Annotated in this window: 11 protein-coding genes; 5 read left to right on the top strand and 6 right to left on the bottom strand. The window is 56.7% G+C overall.

Annotated features, from left to right (window positions below; genetic code table 11):
- Positions 1-97 precede the first annotated feature (97 nt).
- Positions 98-3544 (bottom strand): transcription-repair coupling factor, encoded by a 3447-nt coding sequence (gene mfd, locus RHN82_RS01195; RefSeq protein ID WP_047051909.1) that lies wholly within the window; start codon positions 3542-3544, stop codon positions 98-100.
- A gap of 145 nt (positions 3545-3689) precedes the next feature.
- On the bottom strand, positions 3690-4763 hold the full coding sequence (locus RHN82_RS01190) for an acyltransferase family protein (protein ID WP_047051911.1): 1074 nt from the start codon (positions 4761-4763) through the stop codon (positions 3690-3692).
- 256 nt (positions 4764-5019) lie between these two features.
- Here RHN82_RS01190 and lolC point away from each other — a divergent pair, with 256 nt between their 5' ends.
- The 5 genes from lolC to cobB are packed head-to-tail and all read left to right on the top strand — an operon-like array spanning position 5020 to position 9959.
- On the top strand, positions 5020-6219 hold the full coding sequence (gene lolC / locus RHN82_RS01185; RefSeq protein WP_017384712.1) for a lipoprotein-releasing ABC transporter permease subunit LolC: 1200 nt from the start codon (positions 5020-5022) through the stop codon (positions 6217-6219).
- Complete coding sequence (gene lolD, locus RHN82_RS01180) at positions 6212-6913, top strand: lipoprotein-releasing ABC transporter ATP-binding protein LolD (RefSeq protein WP_015570809.1); 702 nt, start codon at positions 6212-6214, stop codon at positions 6911-6913. Before lolC ends, lolD begins: the two co-directional genes overlap by 8 nt.
- Positions 6913-8157, top strand: coding sequence for a lipoprotein-releasing ABC transporter permease subunit LolE (lolE, locus tag RHN82_RS01175; RefSeq protein ID WP_017384711.1), 1245 nt, complete (start codon positions 6913-6915; stop codon positions 8155-8157). The genes lolD and lolE overlap by 1 nt, the downstream gene beginning before the upstream one ends.
- 54 nt (positions 8158-8211) lie before the next feature.
- Positions 8212-9123 (top strand): N-acetylglucosamine kinase, encoded by a 912-nt coding sequence (gene nagK, locus RHN82_RS01170; protein WP_047051914.1) that lies wholly within the window; start codon positions 8212-8214, stop codon positions 9121-9123.
- 14 nt (positions 9124-9137) lie between these two features.
- A complete protein-coding gene (cobB, locus tag RHN82_RS01165) occupies positions 9138-9959 on the top strand; it encodes a Sir2 family NAD+-dependent deacetylase (RefSeq protein WP_022647760.1) in 822 nt (273 codons plus the stop codon).
- A 34-nt stretch (positions 9960-9993) separates the two neighbouring features.
- Here cobB and potD read toward each other — a convergent pair whose 3' ends face one another.
- From potD to potA, 4 genes are read right to left on the bottom strand one after another with little or no spacing between them, the layout of a single operon-like run.
- Positions 9994-11028 carry a spermidine/putrescine ABC transporter substrate-binding protein PotD gene (gene potD, locus RHN82_RS01160; RefSeq protein WP_047051916.1) on the bottom strand — a complete coding sequence of 345 codons (1035 nt, stop codon included), beginning with the start codon at positions 11026-11028 and terminating at the stop codon, positions 9994-9996.
- Positions 11025-11816 (bottom strand): spermidine/putrescine ABC transporter permease PotC, encoded by a 792-nt coding sequence (gene potC, locus RHN82_RS01155; protein WP_047051917.1) that lies wholly within the window; start codon positions 11814-11816, stop codon positions 11025-11027. Before potC ends, potD begins: the two co-directional genes overlap by 4 nt.
- Positions 11813-12670, bottom strand: coding sequence for a spermidine/putrescine ABC transporter permease PotB (potB, locus tag RHN82_RS01150; RefSeq protein WP_017693625.1), 858 nt, complete (start codon positions 12668-12670; stop codon positions 11813-11815). The genes potC and potB overlap by 4 nt, the downstream gene beginning before the upstream one ends.
- Positions 12654-13802, bottom strand: coding sequence for a spermidine/putrescine ABC transporter ATP-binding protein PotA (gene potA / locus RHN82_RS01145; protein WP_173647333.1), 1149 nt, complete (start codon positions 13800-13802; stop codon positions 12654-12656). The genes potB and potA overlap by 17 nt, the downstream gene beginning before the upstream one ends.
- Positions 13803-13912: the final 110 nt, after the last annotated feature.

The raw sequence follows: 13912 nt of genomic DNA, 5'->3' as shown, positions 1-13912 counted from the left end.
ATGATAATTATGGCGAATGTATAGTCGGGAAGTTCGGGCGAAGTGCAAAGAGTTTGTAAATTGTACCCCACCAGCCGGGCGCTGGCGGGGGAAACTGTTATGCGATGGCGTTTTCTTCTAACTGACGTATAAAGTTACGCACCCAGTCCATGCGGGTTTTACGTTCCGCCAGATCCTGAGTAAATTTCAGGCGCGTCGGGCCATCAAGACGGAAATGCTGCGGCTGTTTTTGCAGGAGGCCAATCAGCCACATCGGATCGACGTGGTTATTTTCGGCAAACTCAATGACGCCGCCTTTCTCATTGCCTTCAAGCTTGCGAATGCCCAGCTTCTGCGCCTGCTGACGCAGGCGGGCAATATCCAGCAGGTTGCGCGCCGCATCGGGCAATATCCCAAAACGGTCAATCAGTTCGACTTTGATCTCTTCCAGCTCGCCTTCGCTTTTCGCGCTGGCAATGCGTTTGTAGAACGACAGACGGGTATTCACGTCAGGAATAAAATCATCCGGCAGCAGAGAAGGCATGCGCAGTTCCACTTCGGTCTGCTGGCTGGTGAGATCTTCCAGAGACGGTTCACGTCCGGCTTTAAGCGCGTCGACGGCATTTTCCAGCAGCTCCATATACAGCGAGAAACCGATGGTTTCCATGGAGCCGCTCTGGTCTTCACCCAGCAGCTCACCGGCGCCGCGGATCTCCAGGTCGTGGGTCGCCAGCGCAAAGCCAGCGCCCAGATCTTCCAGCGAGGCGATAGCTTCCAGACGCTTTTGCGCGTCGTTGGTCATCGCCTTCGGATGCGGCGTCAGCAGCCAGGCGTAGGCCTGATGGTGTGAACGCCCGACGCGCCCGCGCAGCTGGTGCAGCTGGGCCAGGCCGAAGTGATCCGCGCGTTCGATGATGATGGTGTTCGCCGTTGGAATGTCGATCCCGGTCTCAATGATGGTGGTACACACCAGCACGTTGAAACGCTGATGGTGGAAATCGTTCATCACCCGCTCAAGCTCGCGCTCGCGCATCTGGCCGTGACCAATGGCGATGCGCGCTTCCGGTACCAGCTCTGCCAGCCTGTCGGCGGCTTTCTGAATATTTTCAACGTCGTTATACAGGTAATACACCTGGCCGCCGCGCAGCACTTCGCGCAGGATCGCCTCGCGCACCACCAGATTGTCGTACTCGCGAACAAAGGTTTTCACCGCCAGACGGCGCGCCGGTGGGGTGGCGATAATCGACAGATCGCGCATGCCGCTCATCGCCATGTTCAGGGTGCGCGGGATCGGCGTTGCGGTCAGGGTCAGAATGTCGACGTCGGCGCGCATCGCTTTGATGCGCTCTTTGTGGCGCACCCCGAAGCGGTGCTCTTCGTCGACGATCAGCAGCCCCAGATCTTTCCACTTCACGTCACTTTGCAGCAGCTTGTGAGTGCCGATCAGAATATCAATTTTGCCTTCACTGGCCTGTTCCAGGATCTGCGTCTGCTCTTTGGCGCTGCGAAAACGCGACAGCATCTCTATGCGTACCGGCCAGTTGGCGAAGCGGTCGCGGAAGTTGTCGAAGTGCTGCTGGGCGAGGAGGGTAGTCGGCACCAGCACCGCCACCTGCTTGTTGTTTTCCACCGCCAGGAAAGCGGCGCGCATCGCCACTTCGGTTTTGCCGAAGCCCACGTCACCGCAGACTAAACGGTCCATCGCCAGCGGCTGGCACATGTCGCTCAGCACCGCGTTAATGGCCTGGGCCTGATCCGGCGTAGTTTCAAACGGGAAGCTGTCGCAGAACAGCTGGTACTGCTCTTTATCATGCTTAAACGCATAGCCCTCTTTGGCCGCACGCTGGGCGTAGATATCCAGCAGCTCGGCGGCCACGTCGCGTACTTTTTCTGCCGCCTTCTGGCGCGCGCGCGCCCAGGCATCGCCGCCCAGCTTGTGCAGCGGCGCATTCTCTTCCGCCCCCCCGGCGTAGCGGCTGATAAGATGCAGGGACGACACCGGCACATACAGTTTGGCGTCGTTGGCGTAGGTCAGCATCAGGTATTCACCTTTGATGCCGCCTGCTTCGAGGGTGGTCATCCCCTGATAACGACCCACACCGTGTTCCAGGTGAACGATCGGCTGACCGGGGTGCAGTTCGGCCAGGTTACGGATCAGGGTGTCCGGGTTGATGGTGCGACGGCTGTCCTGACGACGGCGCGCGACGCGCTCGCCCAGCAGGTCGCTTTCACAAATCAACGCCAGGTTATTGAGCGTATCAATGAATCCGTGCTCGGCGGCGCCGATCATCAGGTAACGGCCATTACCGGTCGCTTCGCTCAGACGAAGAATGCGCTTTGGCGCGACTTTGATCCGTCCCAGCAGTTCGCCCAGCGCTTCACGGCGACCTTCACTTTCAACGGAGAAGACCACCGGCCCGGTGAAGGACTCAAGAAACTTGCGCAGATTATCAAGCGGGGATTTCTGCTGCGCCTGAACAGCCAGGTCAGGCAGTGTCCGGAACGCGAGATTGGTGTTCGCTGCCTTCTCGGCAAGCAAATCGGTTTTCAGCTGCATGCGCGGCCAGCGTTTCAGCTCGGCGTTGAGCTCGTCGGTACGTAGCCACAGCATGTCCGGTGGCAGCAGCGGACGCATCGGGTCAACGCCCCGATTTTCAAAGCGGGCGCGCGTTTCGCTTTCAAAGCGGCTGGCACTGGCGTCGATATCCCCGGTGTTAACAATCAGCGTATTCGCCGGGAAGTAGCTGAACAGCGCCGGCAGCGGTTCGTTAAAGAACAGGGGCTGCCAGTACTCAATCCCGGCCGGAAGGGTGCCCTTGCTGACCTGCTGGTAGATATGTTCGGCATCGCGTTTCACGTCGAACCTGTCGCGCCACTGGCTGCGGAACAGTTCGATGGCGGTTTTATCCGTCGGGAACTCATGGGCGGGCAGCAGATTAATGGAGTCCACTTCCTCCAGCGTGCGCTGGGTGTCGGCGTCGAACACGCGCAAGCTGTCGATCTCATCATCGAAGAAATCCAGACGATATGGCCGATCGCTGCCCATCGGATAAAGATCAAGCAGCGCACCGCGCGTCGCGTATTCGCCGTGCTCCATCACCTGGTCGACATGACGATAGCCTGCTCCGTCCAGCTGCACGCGCAGGGCATCGCGCGACAGGCGCTGGCCTTTTTTCATCACCAGCGCATGGCCGTGCAAATAGCTGTGCGGACAGACGCGCTGCATCAGGGTATTCACCGGCACAATCAGCACGCCGCGCTGCATGGTGGGAAGCTGATACAGCGTCGACAGGCGCGAGGAGATGATCTCCTGGTGCGGAGAGAAACTGTCGTAGGGAAGCGTTTCCCAGTCGGCCAGGCTGAATACCAGACTGTCGGTGAACTGACGAATTTCGTCGTGCAGGCGCAGGGCGTTTTGCATGTCCGGGGCAACCAGCACCACCGGCCCTGGATGCCGCTCGGCAATTTCTGCCACCAGCGTGGCGCAGGCCGCGCCTGTCAGTTCGCCCAGCTGGCGTTGGTCACCTGCTTTTACAGGCAAGGAAAAACGATAGTGTTCAGGCATGGCTATGTCAGAGTCTCTTGGGGATATACCAACAGTATTGGGGCATATCACTGATACGCAATGTCTTTATTATCCTCGATCGTTATGCATAAGCAAATCGTAACCGCACAAGAGGGAAAGTGCCCCCGGATGGGGGCCGAGGAGATTAACGGGTAGCAGTCTGTGGCGAAAGCCGCGCGGGAGGGGAGAAGAAAAGATCGCCAAAGAGGGCGGTCGAGAGCTTACGTGCCCCCAGCCCAACCAGCGTGCAGACGAGCAGGCTGATAAACGGATAGACCAGAATCAGCGTTAACTCCGCCCAGATCGGCCAGTACGCCGCATTCATTTCGCGGATCAGGAGCAGGCTAAACGCCTCAATTAAAATGCGGTGGGTGGTATAAATCGCGATGGTGTTTGAACCGATGACGTTCAGCAGATTATTGGGATGAACGGCATAACGCTGCTCGAAGCTGTAAAAGAGCTTCATGATAACCACGATTGACAGCAGAGAGAGCGGCAGAGGGACATTAGCGAACCACAGCACCACCGACACCGCACCAGAGGCGATGAGTATCAGCCAGCTGCGACGCAAATTCATCCCTTTCATCCACGCCATCAACTGCGCGCCGTACCATGCGCCGAGGCTGTAGTAGACCATGTTGCGTACCACGCTGTTCATTCCCCACCACGGTAACGGCAGGAAGTTGATGGCGATGCTTGCCAGCGCCAGAAGCCCCAGCATCGGCAGTTTCCAGCGGCTCAGCAGCTTACAGAGCGTAAAGTAGACCACTAAGGCGTACAAATACCACAGGCTGGTGCTGGCCGTGAGCATTCCCAGTACAAACCCTGAAACGGAATCGGCGTAGGCCGCATTGGATGATGTCGCCAGTTCTCGCTCGGGGGCGAGCCAGGCATTCAGATGGGTCAGCGCCTGCCATTGCAGGACGCCCCACAGGGCCAAAACCCAGACAATGCTCCAGATCCGCTTGTCGAGACTGGTGCGCCAGTTCACCTCGTCTATATATCGACGGATTAAATAGCCGGAGATAAAGAAAAACACCGGCATACGGAACGGGGCAAGGTAAAGATTGAAGTAGACCCAGCATTTGGCGAGCAGGCCCGATAACGGATGCTGTAGCCCGTCCAGGTGAGGATAAAAGGTGATCACCGAGTGGTAAATCACCACCAGGCAGATGCACAGACCTTTTATCTGGTTAATCCATAATGCTTTTTGTTTCATTGTGCGTGACGACCTTGTTGCCATAAACGAAAGGACGATTGTTGTAAAATGAAACCCTGATGTAACGGGTAACAGTCTGTATCAGGACGATTTTCGGAAAAGGTGGAGGCTGTCTGGCGGAAGTTCAGTCAGTAGCATGATGATTTATCTGAATTTTTCGGAAAAATGATTACCGAATCTTACGGTTTCAGTCATTTACGCTTAGCGGATTCGCTTATATACTCGTGGGTCTGCTATCAGCAAACAGACGGATTTCATGTATCAACCTGTCGCACTCTTTATAGGCTTACGTTACATGCGTGGGCGCGCCGCGGACCGCTTCGGTCGCTTTGTCTCCTGGCTTTCGACTATTGGCATTACGCTTGGCGTGATGGCACTGGTGACGGTGCTTTCCGTCATGAACGGCTTCGAGCGCGAGCTGCAAAACAATATCCTGGGGCTGATGCCGCAGGCCGTTCTCTCTTCCACTCAGGGTTCCGTTAATCCGCAACAGCTGCCGGAAAGCGCGGTGAAGTTACAGGGTGTCACGCGCGTTGCGCCGCTCACGACGGGCGATGTGGTGCTGCAAAGCGCCCGCAGCGTGGCGGTCGGGGTGATGCTGGGTATCGATCCGGCGCAAAAAGATCCGCTGACGCCGTTCCTGGTCAATGTGAAACAAACCGACCTGGAAGCGGGTAAATACAACGTCATCCTTGGCGAGCAGCTTGCCGGGCAGCTCGGGGTCAACCGTGGCGATCAGCTGCGCGTGATGGTGCCGTCAGCCAGTCAGTTTACGCCGATGGGACGTCTGCCAAGCCAGCGCCTGTTCAACGTGATTGGCACGTTTGCGGCGAACAGCGAAGTTGATGGTTACCAGATGCTGGTTAACATTCAGGACGCCTCGCGTCTGATGCGCTACCCGGCGGGAAATATCACCGGCTGGCGTCTGTGGCTTGATGCGCCGCTGAAGGTGGATACCCTTAGCCAGCAGACGCTACCGGAAGGGACGAAATGGCAGGACTGGCGCGATCGGAAAGGCGAACTGTTCCAGGCCGTGCGCATGGAGAAAAACATGATGGGGCTGCTGCTGAGCCTGATCGTGGCCGTTGCCGCGTTTAATATCATCACCTCGCTCGGGCTGATGGTGATGGAGAAGCAAGGCGAAGTCGCCATTCTGCAAACCCAGGGGCTGACTCCGCGCCAGATCATGGCGGTATTTATGGTCCAGGGCGCCAGCGCTGGCATCATTGGCGCGCTGCTCGGCGCGGCGCTGGGGGCGCTGCTCGCCAGCCAGCTCAACAATCTCATGCCGATTATCGGCGCGCTGCTTGATGGCGCGGCGCTGCCGGTGGCTATCGAGCCGCTCCAGGTGGTCGGTATTGCGCTGGCCGCGATGGCTATTGCGCTGCTTTCTACGCTTTATCCTTCCTGGCGGGCTGCCGCCACTCAACCCGCTGAGGCTTTACGTTATGAATAAGATCCTGTTGCAGTGCGACAACCTGTCCAAACGCTATCAGGAAGGCACTGTGCAGACCGACGTGTTGCACAATGTGAGTTTTAGCGTGGGTGAAGGCGAGATGATGGCGATTGTCGGCAGCTCCGGCTCCGGTAAAAGTACGCTGCTGCACCTGCTTGGCGGGCTGGACACGCCAACCGAAGGCGATGTGATCTTCTCCGGGCAGCCGCTGAGTAAAATGTCGTCTACGGCGAAAGCCGAGCTGCGTAACCGCGAGCTGGGCTTTATCTATCAGTTCCACCATCTGCTGCCGGACTTTACGGCGCTGGAAAACGTTGCAATGCCGCTGCTGATTGGTAAAAAGAAACCTGCGGAAATTAATGCCCGCGCCAGCGACATGCTAAAAGCGGTAGGGCTGGGTCATCGCGGAAATCACCGTCCGTCTGAGCTTTCCGGCGGCGAGCGTCAGCGTGTGGCCATCGCCCGTGCGCTGGTCAACAACCCGCGCCTGGTGCTGGCGGATGAACCGACAGGTAACCTCGATGCGCGTAACGCAGACAGCATTTTCCAGCTTCTCGGTGAACTGAACGCCGCGCAGGGAACCGCGTTTCTGGTGGTCACCCACGATTTACAACTGGCTAAGCGGATGGGGCGTCAGCTGGAAATGCGCGACGGTCGTCTGAATGCAGAGCTGACGCTGATGGGAGCGGAGTAATGGCTTCACCGTTATCGTTACTCATCGGGTTACGCTTTAGCCGCGGTCGTCGCCGGAGCGGGATGGTATCCCTTATCTCCGTGATCTCCACCATCGGTATCGCCCTGGGCGTGGCGGTGTTGATCGTGGGCTTAAGCGCCATGAATGGCTTTGAGCGTGAACTGAATAACCGCATTCTGGCCGTTGTCCCCCACGGTGAAATCGAGCCGGTTAACCAGCCGTGGTCCAGCTGGCGTGATGCCCTTAACAAAGTGGAAAAGGTGCCCGGCATTGCGGCGGCTGCACCTTACATCAACTTTACCGGGCTGGTAGAGAGCGGAGTAAACCTGCGCGCTATTCAGGTGAAAGGGGTAAATCCTCGTCAGGAAGAGCGTCTGAGCGCGCTGCCGCGCTATGTGCAAAATGGCGCATGGGCAAACTTTAAGGCCGGCGAGCAGCAGATCATCATGGGCAAAGGCGTTGCCGATGCGCTGAAGGTGAAGCAGGGCGACTGGGTCTCGATCATGATCCCGAACGCCAGCGCCGATCACAAATTGCAGCAGCCTAAGCGCGTACGTCTGCACGTCACCGGTATTTTGCAACTGAGCGGCCAGCTCGATCACAGCTTCGCGATGGTGCCGCTGGAAGATGCGCGCCAGTATCTCGATATGAGCGACAGCGTGACGGGCATTGCCATTAAGGTTAACGACGTCTTCAACGCCAATAAACTGGTGCGTGACGCCGGCAGCGTGACCAATAACTATGTCTACATCAAAAGCTGGATCGGCACTTACGGGTATATGTACCGTGATATCCAGATGATCCGCGCGATTATGTATCTGGCGATGGTGCTGGTGATTGGGGTGGCGTGTTTTAATATCGTCTCGACGCTGGTGATGGCCGTTAAGGATAAGAGCGGCGACATCGCCGTGCTGCGTACCTTAGGGGCGAAAGACGGTCTTATTCGCGCCATCTTCGTCTGGTACGGTTTGCTGGCGGGGCTGTTTGGCAGCCTCTGCGGCGTGGCGATCGGCGTGGTGGTTTCCCTTCAGCTGACGCCGATTATTAACGGAATTGAAGCGCTTATTGGCCATCAGTTCCTGTCAGGTGATATCTATTTTATTGACTTCCTGCCGTCTGAACTGCACTGGCTGGACGTTATTTATGTGCTGGTTACAGCACTTTTACTGAGTCTGCTGGCAAGCTGGTATCCGGCGCGTCGCGCAAGCCGAATTGATCCGGCGAGGGTATTAAGTGGCCAGTAATTTCGTCATGGTTTAGCGGTCTTTTGGCCGCTGAATCAAACAGAGGAATGCATCATGTATTACGGATTTGATATTGGCGGCACCAAGATTGCGCTCGGCGTGTTCGATAAAGACCTTAAGCTACAATGGGAAACCCGCGTACCCACGCCACGCGAAAGCTACGATGAATTTTTAACCGCCATTGCCGCGCTGGTGGCGCAAGCGGATGAACGCTTTGGCGTCAAAGGCAGCGTCGGCATTGGTATTCCGGGTATGCCCGAAACCGACGACGGCACGCTGTATGCCGCCAACGTTCCTGCCGCCAGCGGCAAACCGCTGCGTGCCGATCTCTCTGCTCTCCTTGAGCGCGACGTGCGCTTAGACAACGATGCCAACTGTTTTGCCCTCTCAGAGGCCTGGGACGACGAGTTTCGTCGCTATCCGCTGGTGATGGGGCTGATCCTCGGAACCGGCGTGGGGGGCGGGTTAGTTATTAACGGTAAGCCCATTACCGGGCGCAGCTACATTACCGGCGAATTTGGTCATATCCGTCTGCCGGTGGATGCGCTGGATGTTGTCGGACGTGATTTCCCGTTGATCCGCTGCGGTTGTGGTCAGCACGGTTGTATTGAGAGTTACCTTTCAGGCCGTGGGTTTGCATGGCTTTATGAACACTTCTATCATCAGAAACATGACGCCCCCCAAATCATTACCCTGTGGGAACAAGGGGATGCGCAGGCGCGAGAGCATGTTGAACGCTATCTCGACCTGCTGGCCGTGTGCCTGGGGAATATCCTGACCATCGTCGACCCGGATCTGCTGGTGATCGGGGGAGGGCTGTCAAATTTCACTGCGATTACGGAACAGTTGTCCGGGCGTCTGCCCCGACATTTATTGCCGGTCGCCCGCGTGCCGCGCATTGAACGCGCGCGACACGGGGACGCAGGAGGCATGCGCGGAGCCGCATTCCTTCATCTCACCGATTAGTTTACGAGGTTATTATGCTGTCGCGTCGCCAGGGTCGACTCAGCCGTTTTCGCAAAAATAAACGCCGCTTACGTGAACGCCTGCGTCAGCGGATCTTTTTCAGAGACAGGATGATGCCAGAAGCGATGGATAAACCCAGAGTGGTGGTGTTGACCGGGGCGGGGATCTCCGCCGAATCCGGTATTCAGACCTTCCGCGCGGCGGACGGACTGTGGGAAGAACACCGAGTTGAAGATGTGGCGACGCCGGAAGGTTTCGCCCGCGACCCGGCGCTGGTGCAGGCGTTCTACAACGCCCGCCGTCGCCAGCTTCAGCAGCCGGAGATTGCGCCGAATGCGGCGCACCTGGCGCTGGCAAAGCTGGAGGAAGCGCTGGGGGATCGTTTTCTGCTGGTCACGCAGAACATCGACAATCTTCACGAAAGGGCCGGAAACCACAACATCATTCATATGCACGGCGAACTGCTCAAGGTGCGATGCGCATGGAGTGGCCAGGTGCTGGAGTGGAAAGAGGACGTGCTGGACGAAGACCGCTGCCACTGCTGTCAGTTCCCTTCGCGTCTGCGTCCGCATGTGGTCTGGTTTGGCGAAATGCCGCTGGGAATGGATGAGATTTACAGCGCCCTGGCCATGGCGGACGTCTTTATCGCCATTGGTACTTCGGGACATGTCTATCCGGCGGCGGGATTTGTTCACGAAGCGCGACTGCAAGGTGCCCATACGGTGGAGCTTAATCTGGAGCCGAGCCAGGTCGGGAGCGAGTTTGAAGAGAAACATTACGGTCTGGCGAGCGAGGTGGTGCCAGCCTTTGTGGATAAACTCCTGAAGGGGCTGTAAGAGTAACGGGCGACATTGCGTCGCCCGTTATGCATTAACGGCCTGCTTTTAGCTTCTGATAATACTCTTCATACAGGCGGCTCGCGTCACCGACGTCGTTTTGCCATTCCCCTTTGCTGATGGTTTCAGCGTCCGGATAAAGCGATTTATCATTTGCCACTTCAGGGCTTAACAGCTTCCGCGCGGCCAGGTTTGGCGTTGGGTAGCCGATAGTTTCCGCCACCTGTTTTGCCACATCCGGGCGCAGCAGGAAGTTGATCAGCTTCAGGGCGCCCTCGACGTTTTTCGCATTCGCCGGGATCGCGAGGCTGTCCATCCAGAAGATGCCGCCCTCTTTCGGCCAGACCACCTCCAGCGGCGTCCCGGCCTGACGCGCGACAAAAGCAGAGCCGTTCCAGACCATCCCCAGATTCACTTCACCTTCCATATAGGGGTTAGCCGGGTTATCCGAGTTGAACGCTGCCACGTTTGGCATCAGCTTTTTCAGTTCGTTATACGCCGCTTCGATCTCTTTCGGATCGGTGGTGTTACCGGAATAGCCGAGTTTACGCAGCGCCACCTGGAACACTTCGCGCGCATCGTCGGTTAACAGCAGGCTGCTTTTGTATTCCGGCTTCCACAGGTCAGCCCAGGATGAAACCGTTTTTGGATCAATGGCATCGCTGTTAACGCCAATTGCCGTCGCGCCCCAGATGTACGGAATGGAGTAGTCGTTGTTCGGGTCGAACGGCTTGTTTAGCATCTCAGGATCGAGGTTTGAAAAATTGGTTAGCTTCGTTTTGTCGATCTTCTGGATCATGCCTTCTTTGCGCATCTTGTCGACGAAATAGGTCGACGGCACCACCAGGTCATACGCGCCATCTTTATAGGTTTTGAGCTTGGCGTACATGGTTTCATTCGACTCGTAGGTCGAATAGATCACCTTGATGCCTGTCTCTTTGGTGAACTGCTCCAGCAGGCCCGGCGGCACATACTCGGTCCAGTTGTAGAAATAGAGCGTTTTGCTGTCATCAGCATGCGCGGCGCCCATTCCGAGCACCAGTGCCGCAGCGGCAAGCATTTTTTTCATTTCTGTGTCCCCTGAGATTTTGTTTTATCACGAGCAATAACCTGGCTGGCAATCACCAGAACCAGCGATAACACCAACAGAATAGTCGCCAGCGCGTTCACTTCGGGTGAAACACCGACTTTAACCATTGAGTAGATCTTCAACGGCAGAATTTCATAGCTCGGCCCGGTGACGAAGGAGGACACGACCACGTCGTCCATCGACAGGGTAAAGCTGAGCAGCCATCCTGCTGCCACGGCGGGCATCGCCAGCGGCAGAATGATTTTGCGCAGAATGGTCATCTCGCTCGCACCCAGATCTTTCGCCGCTTCCAGCATGCGTACGTCGAACCCTTTCAGACGCGCGTAGACGGTTACCACCACAAACGGCAGACAGAAGGTGATATGTGAGAACAGCAGCGACCAGAAACCGAGCTGGACGCCCAGCAGCATAAACAGCACCAGCAGTGAAATGGCCATCACGATATCCGGGGACATCATCACCACAAACAGCATGCCGCTGACGAACGGCTTACCGCGAAAACGGTAGCGGTAGAGCGCCACGGCGGTCAGCGAGCCAATCAGCGTCGCGAAGGTGGCAGAAAATACCGCCATCGTCAGCGAGTGCTGAGCGGCCTGTAGCAGGCTGTCATTATTCATCAGCAGGCCATACCATTTGATGGTAAACCCTTGCCAGTTGATACCGAAGCGTGAGCTGTTAAAGGAGTTCACGATCAAAATGATTATCGGAATATAGAGATACGCATAAATGGCGGTCATAAAACCGCCGCGAAGCAGTCGACCGATCATTCCAGCTCCACCTTCTTATTCAGCAGGCGTGAGGCACGCCAATAAACCAGCAGCATCAGCCCCATCACCACCGTCAGCGTTATGCTGGTGGCCGAGCCGAACGGCCAGTCGCGGATATTCAGGAACTGGCTCTTAATCACGTTACCGATCAGCAGGTTTTTCGCCCCGCCCATCAGGTCCGAGACGTAGAACAGCCCCATCGCAGGCAGCATGACCAGCAGACAGCCGGCGATAATACCCGGCATGGTCAGCGGAATAATGATGCGGACAAAGGTTTGTAACTTACTGGCGCCCAGGTCTTTCGCCGCTTCCAGCAGCGGCTTATCGAGCTTTTCAATGCTTGAGTAGAGCGGCATCACCATAAACGGCAGCAGGATATAGACCAGGCCGACAATCACCGCGCCTGGGGTGAACATGATGCGGATCGGCGTCTCGATCACCCCCAGCCACAGCAGAAACTCGTTCAGATAACCTTTGGTGCTGAGAAAGATTTTCAGCCCGTAGATGCGGATTAACGAGTTGGTCCAGAAGGGCACAATCAGTAAAAACAGCAGCAGCGGCCGCACTTTTTGCGGCAGGCGGGCCAGGAACCAGGCGAACGGATACCCCAGCACCAGACAGGCGAGGGTGGCAATCAGCGCCATATTGAGCGAGTGCAGCAGCACGTCAAAATAGAGCGGATCGAGCAGGCGTGCGTAGTTGTCCAGCGTAAAGACCATCGCCACGAAGTTCGCGTCGTCGCGGGTCAGGAAGCTGGTCACGATGATCATCAGGTTGGGAAGAAAGACAAACAACACAAGCCAACCGACGATCGTGGCAATCACCACATTCTGGAACTTACTTGTGTTCTTCATCAGCCAGTACAACCTCCCAGCTTTCTACCCAGTTGATGACCATTTTCTGATCCAGCGAGTGGTCAAAGTCCGGATCGTCCTCGTTAAAGAACTCGCTGACCATCACCATTTTGCCGTTTTCCAGTTCCACAACGGATTCGAGGGTCATCCCTTTGTAGTTGCGTTCGCGAACGTAACCGATCAGACCTTCGACGTCAGCCGTGTCGTGGATCTCATCAACGCGGAGATCTTCCGGGCGCAGCAGGACGTTGAGCTTCTGCCCCTTCTCGACGGCAAAGTTGACGGTAATATTGCATTCGCGGCCTTCTACGTTGGCGCGAATGCGCTGCTCGTCCAGATGCTCAATCACCGTGGCGTTGAAAATATTGATTTCACCAATGAAGCTGGCGACGAACAGGTTTTTCGGCTCTTCGTAAATTTCACGCGGGGTGCCATCCTGCTCAATCTTGCCGTCGCGCATCACCACGATACGGTCTGACATGGTCAGGGCTTCTTCCTGATCGTGCGTGACAAACACGAACGTGATGCCGAGCTTACGCTGAAGCGCTTTTAGCTCGTTCTGCATCTGCTTGCGCAGCTTGTAGTCCAGCGCGGAAAGGGATTCATCCAGCAGGAGCAGGCGAGGTTTGTTGACCACGGCGCGGGCAATGGCCACACGCTGCTGCTGACCGCCGGAAAGTTGATGCGGCTTGCGCTGGGCAAACTCTTCCAGCTGCACCATGCGCAGGGCTTCGGTGACGCGGGGCGGGATCTCGCTGGCCGGTGTTTTTTGCATCCGCAGGCCAAACGCCACGTTCTCAAACACGGTCATGTGCGGGAACAGGGCATAGCTCTGAAAGACGGTATTGACGTGGCGATCTTCGGCTGGAACCTGGGTTATGTCCTGGTTCTCAAGATGGATATGGCCGTTATCGACGCTTTCCAGCCCGGCGATAAGGCGCAGGACGGTGGTTTTGCCGCAGCCGGAGGGGCCGAGCAGCGTGAGAAACTCACCGTCATTGATGGTCAGATTAAGGTCGGAAATGACATCTTTGCCATCGAAACTTTTACGAATTCGTTCCAGTTGCACCAGCGGTGAAAGGGAACGGGGTTGTGTATTCAATTTTCGCGCTGTCCCATATAGACGCCTCAGGCAGCAGACTGAAGCGGGGTTTGTGTGTAACCACCTTGGTGACTCGTAATGAGGGCGGACATTCTACGGCAAACCCACTGAATCGCCAATCCTTCTCACTTACTCATAAG

Source organism: Enterobacter cloacae complex sp. EB5 (assembly GCF_031432835.1).
Lineage (GTDB): Bacteria > Pseudomonadota > Gammaproteobacteria > Enterobacterales > Enterobacteriaceae > Enterobacter > Enterobacter hormaechei_C.
This window is presented reverse-complemented; position numbering and strand designations above follow the sequence as displayed.

What these genes read in the sequence shown, in the direction of transcription:
- lolD (WP_015570809.1), top strand. Translation starts at nt 6,212, where the DNA reads ATGAATAAGATCCTGTTGCAGTGCGACAACCTGTCCAAACGCTATCAG.
- potD (WP_047051916.1), bottom strand. Translation starts at nt 11,028, where the DNA reads ATGAAAAAAATGCTTGCCGCTGCGGCACTGGTGCTCGGAATGGGCGCC.
- nagK (WP_047051914.1), top strand. Translation starts at nt 8,212, where the DNA reads ATGTATTACGGATTTGATATTGGCGGCACCAAGATTGCGCTCGGCGTG.
- potC (WP_047051917.1), bottom strand. Translation starts at nt 11,816, where the DNA reads ATGATCGGTCGACTGCTTCGCGGCGGTTTTATGACCGCCATTTATGCG.
- lolC (WP_017384712.1), top strand. Translation starts at nt 5,020, where the DNA reads ATGTATCAACCTGTCGCACTCTTTATAGGCTTACGTTACATGCGTGGG.
- mfd (WP_047051909.1), bottom strand. Translation starts at nt 3,544, where the DNA reads ATGCCTGAACACTATCGTTTTTCCTTGCCTGTAAAAGCAGGTGACCAA.
- cobB (WP_022647760.1), top strand. Translation starts at nt 9,138, where the DNA reads ATGCTGTCGCGTCGCCAGGGTCGACTCAGCCGTTTTCGCAAAAATAAA.
- potB (WP_017693625.1), bottom strand. Translation starts at nt 12,670, where the DNA reads ATGAAGAACACAAGTAAGTTCCAGAATGTGGTGATTGCCACGATCGTC.
- lolE (WP_017384711.1), top strand. Translation starts at nt 6,913, where the DNA reads ATGGCTTCACCGTTATCGTTACTCATCGGGTTACGCTTTAGCCGCGGT.
- RHN82_RS01190 (WP_047051911.1), bottom strand. Translation starts at nt 4,763, where the DNA reads ATGAAACAAAAAGCATTATGGATTAACCAGATAAAAGGTCTGTGCATC.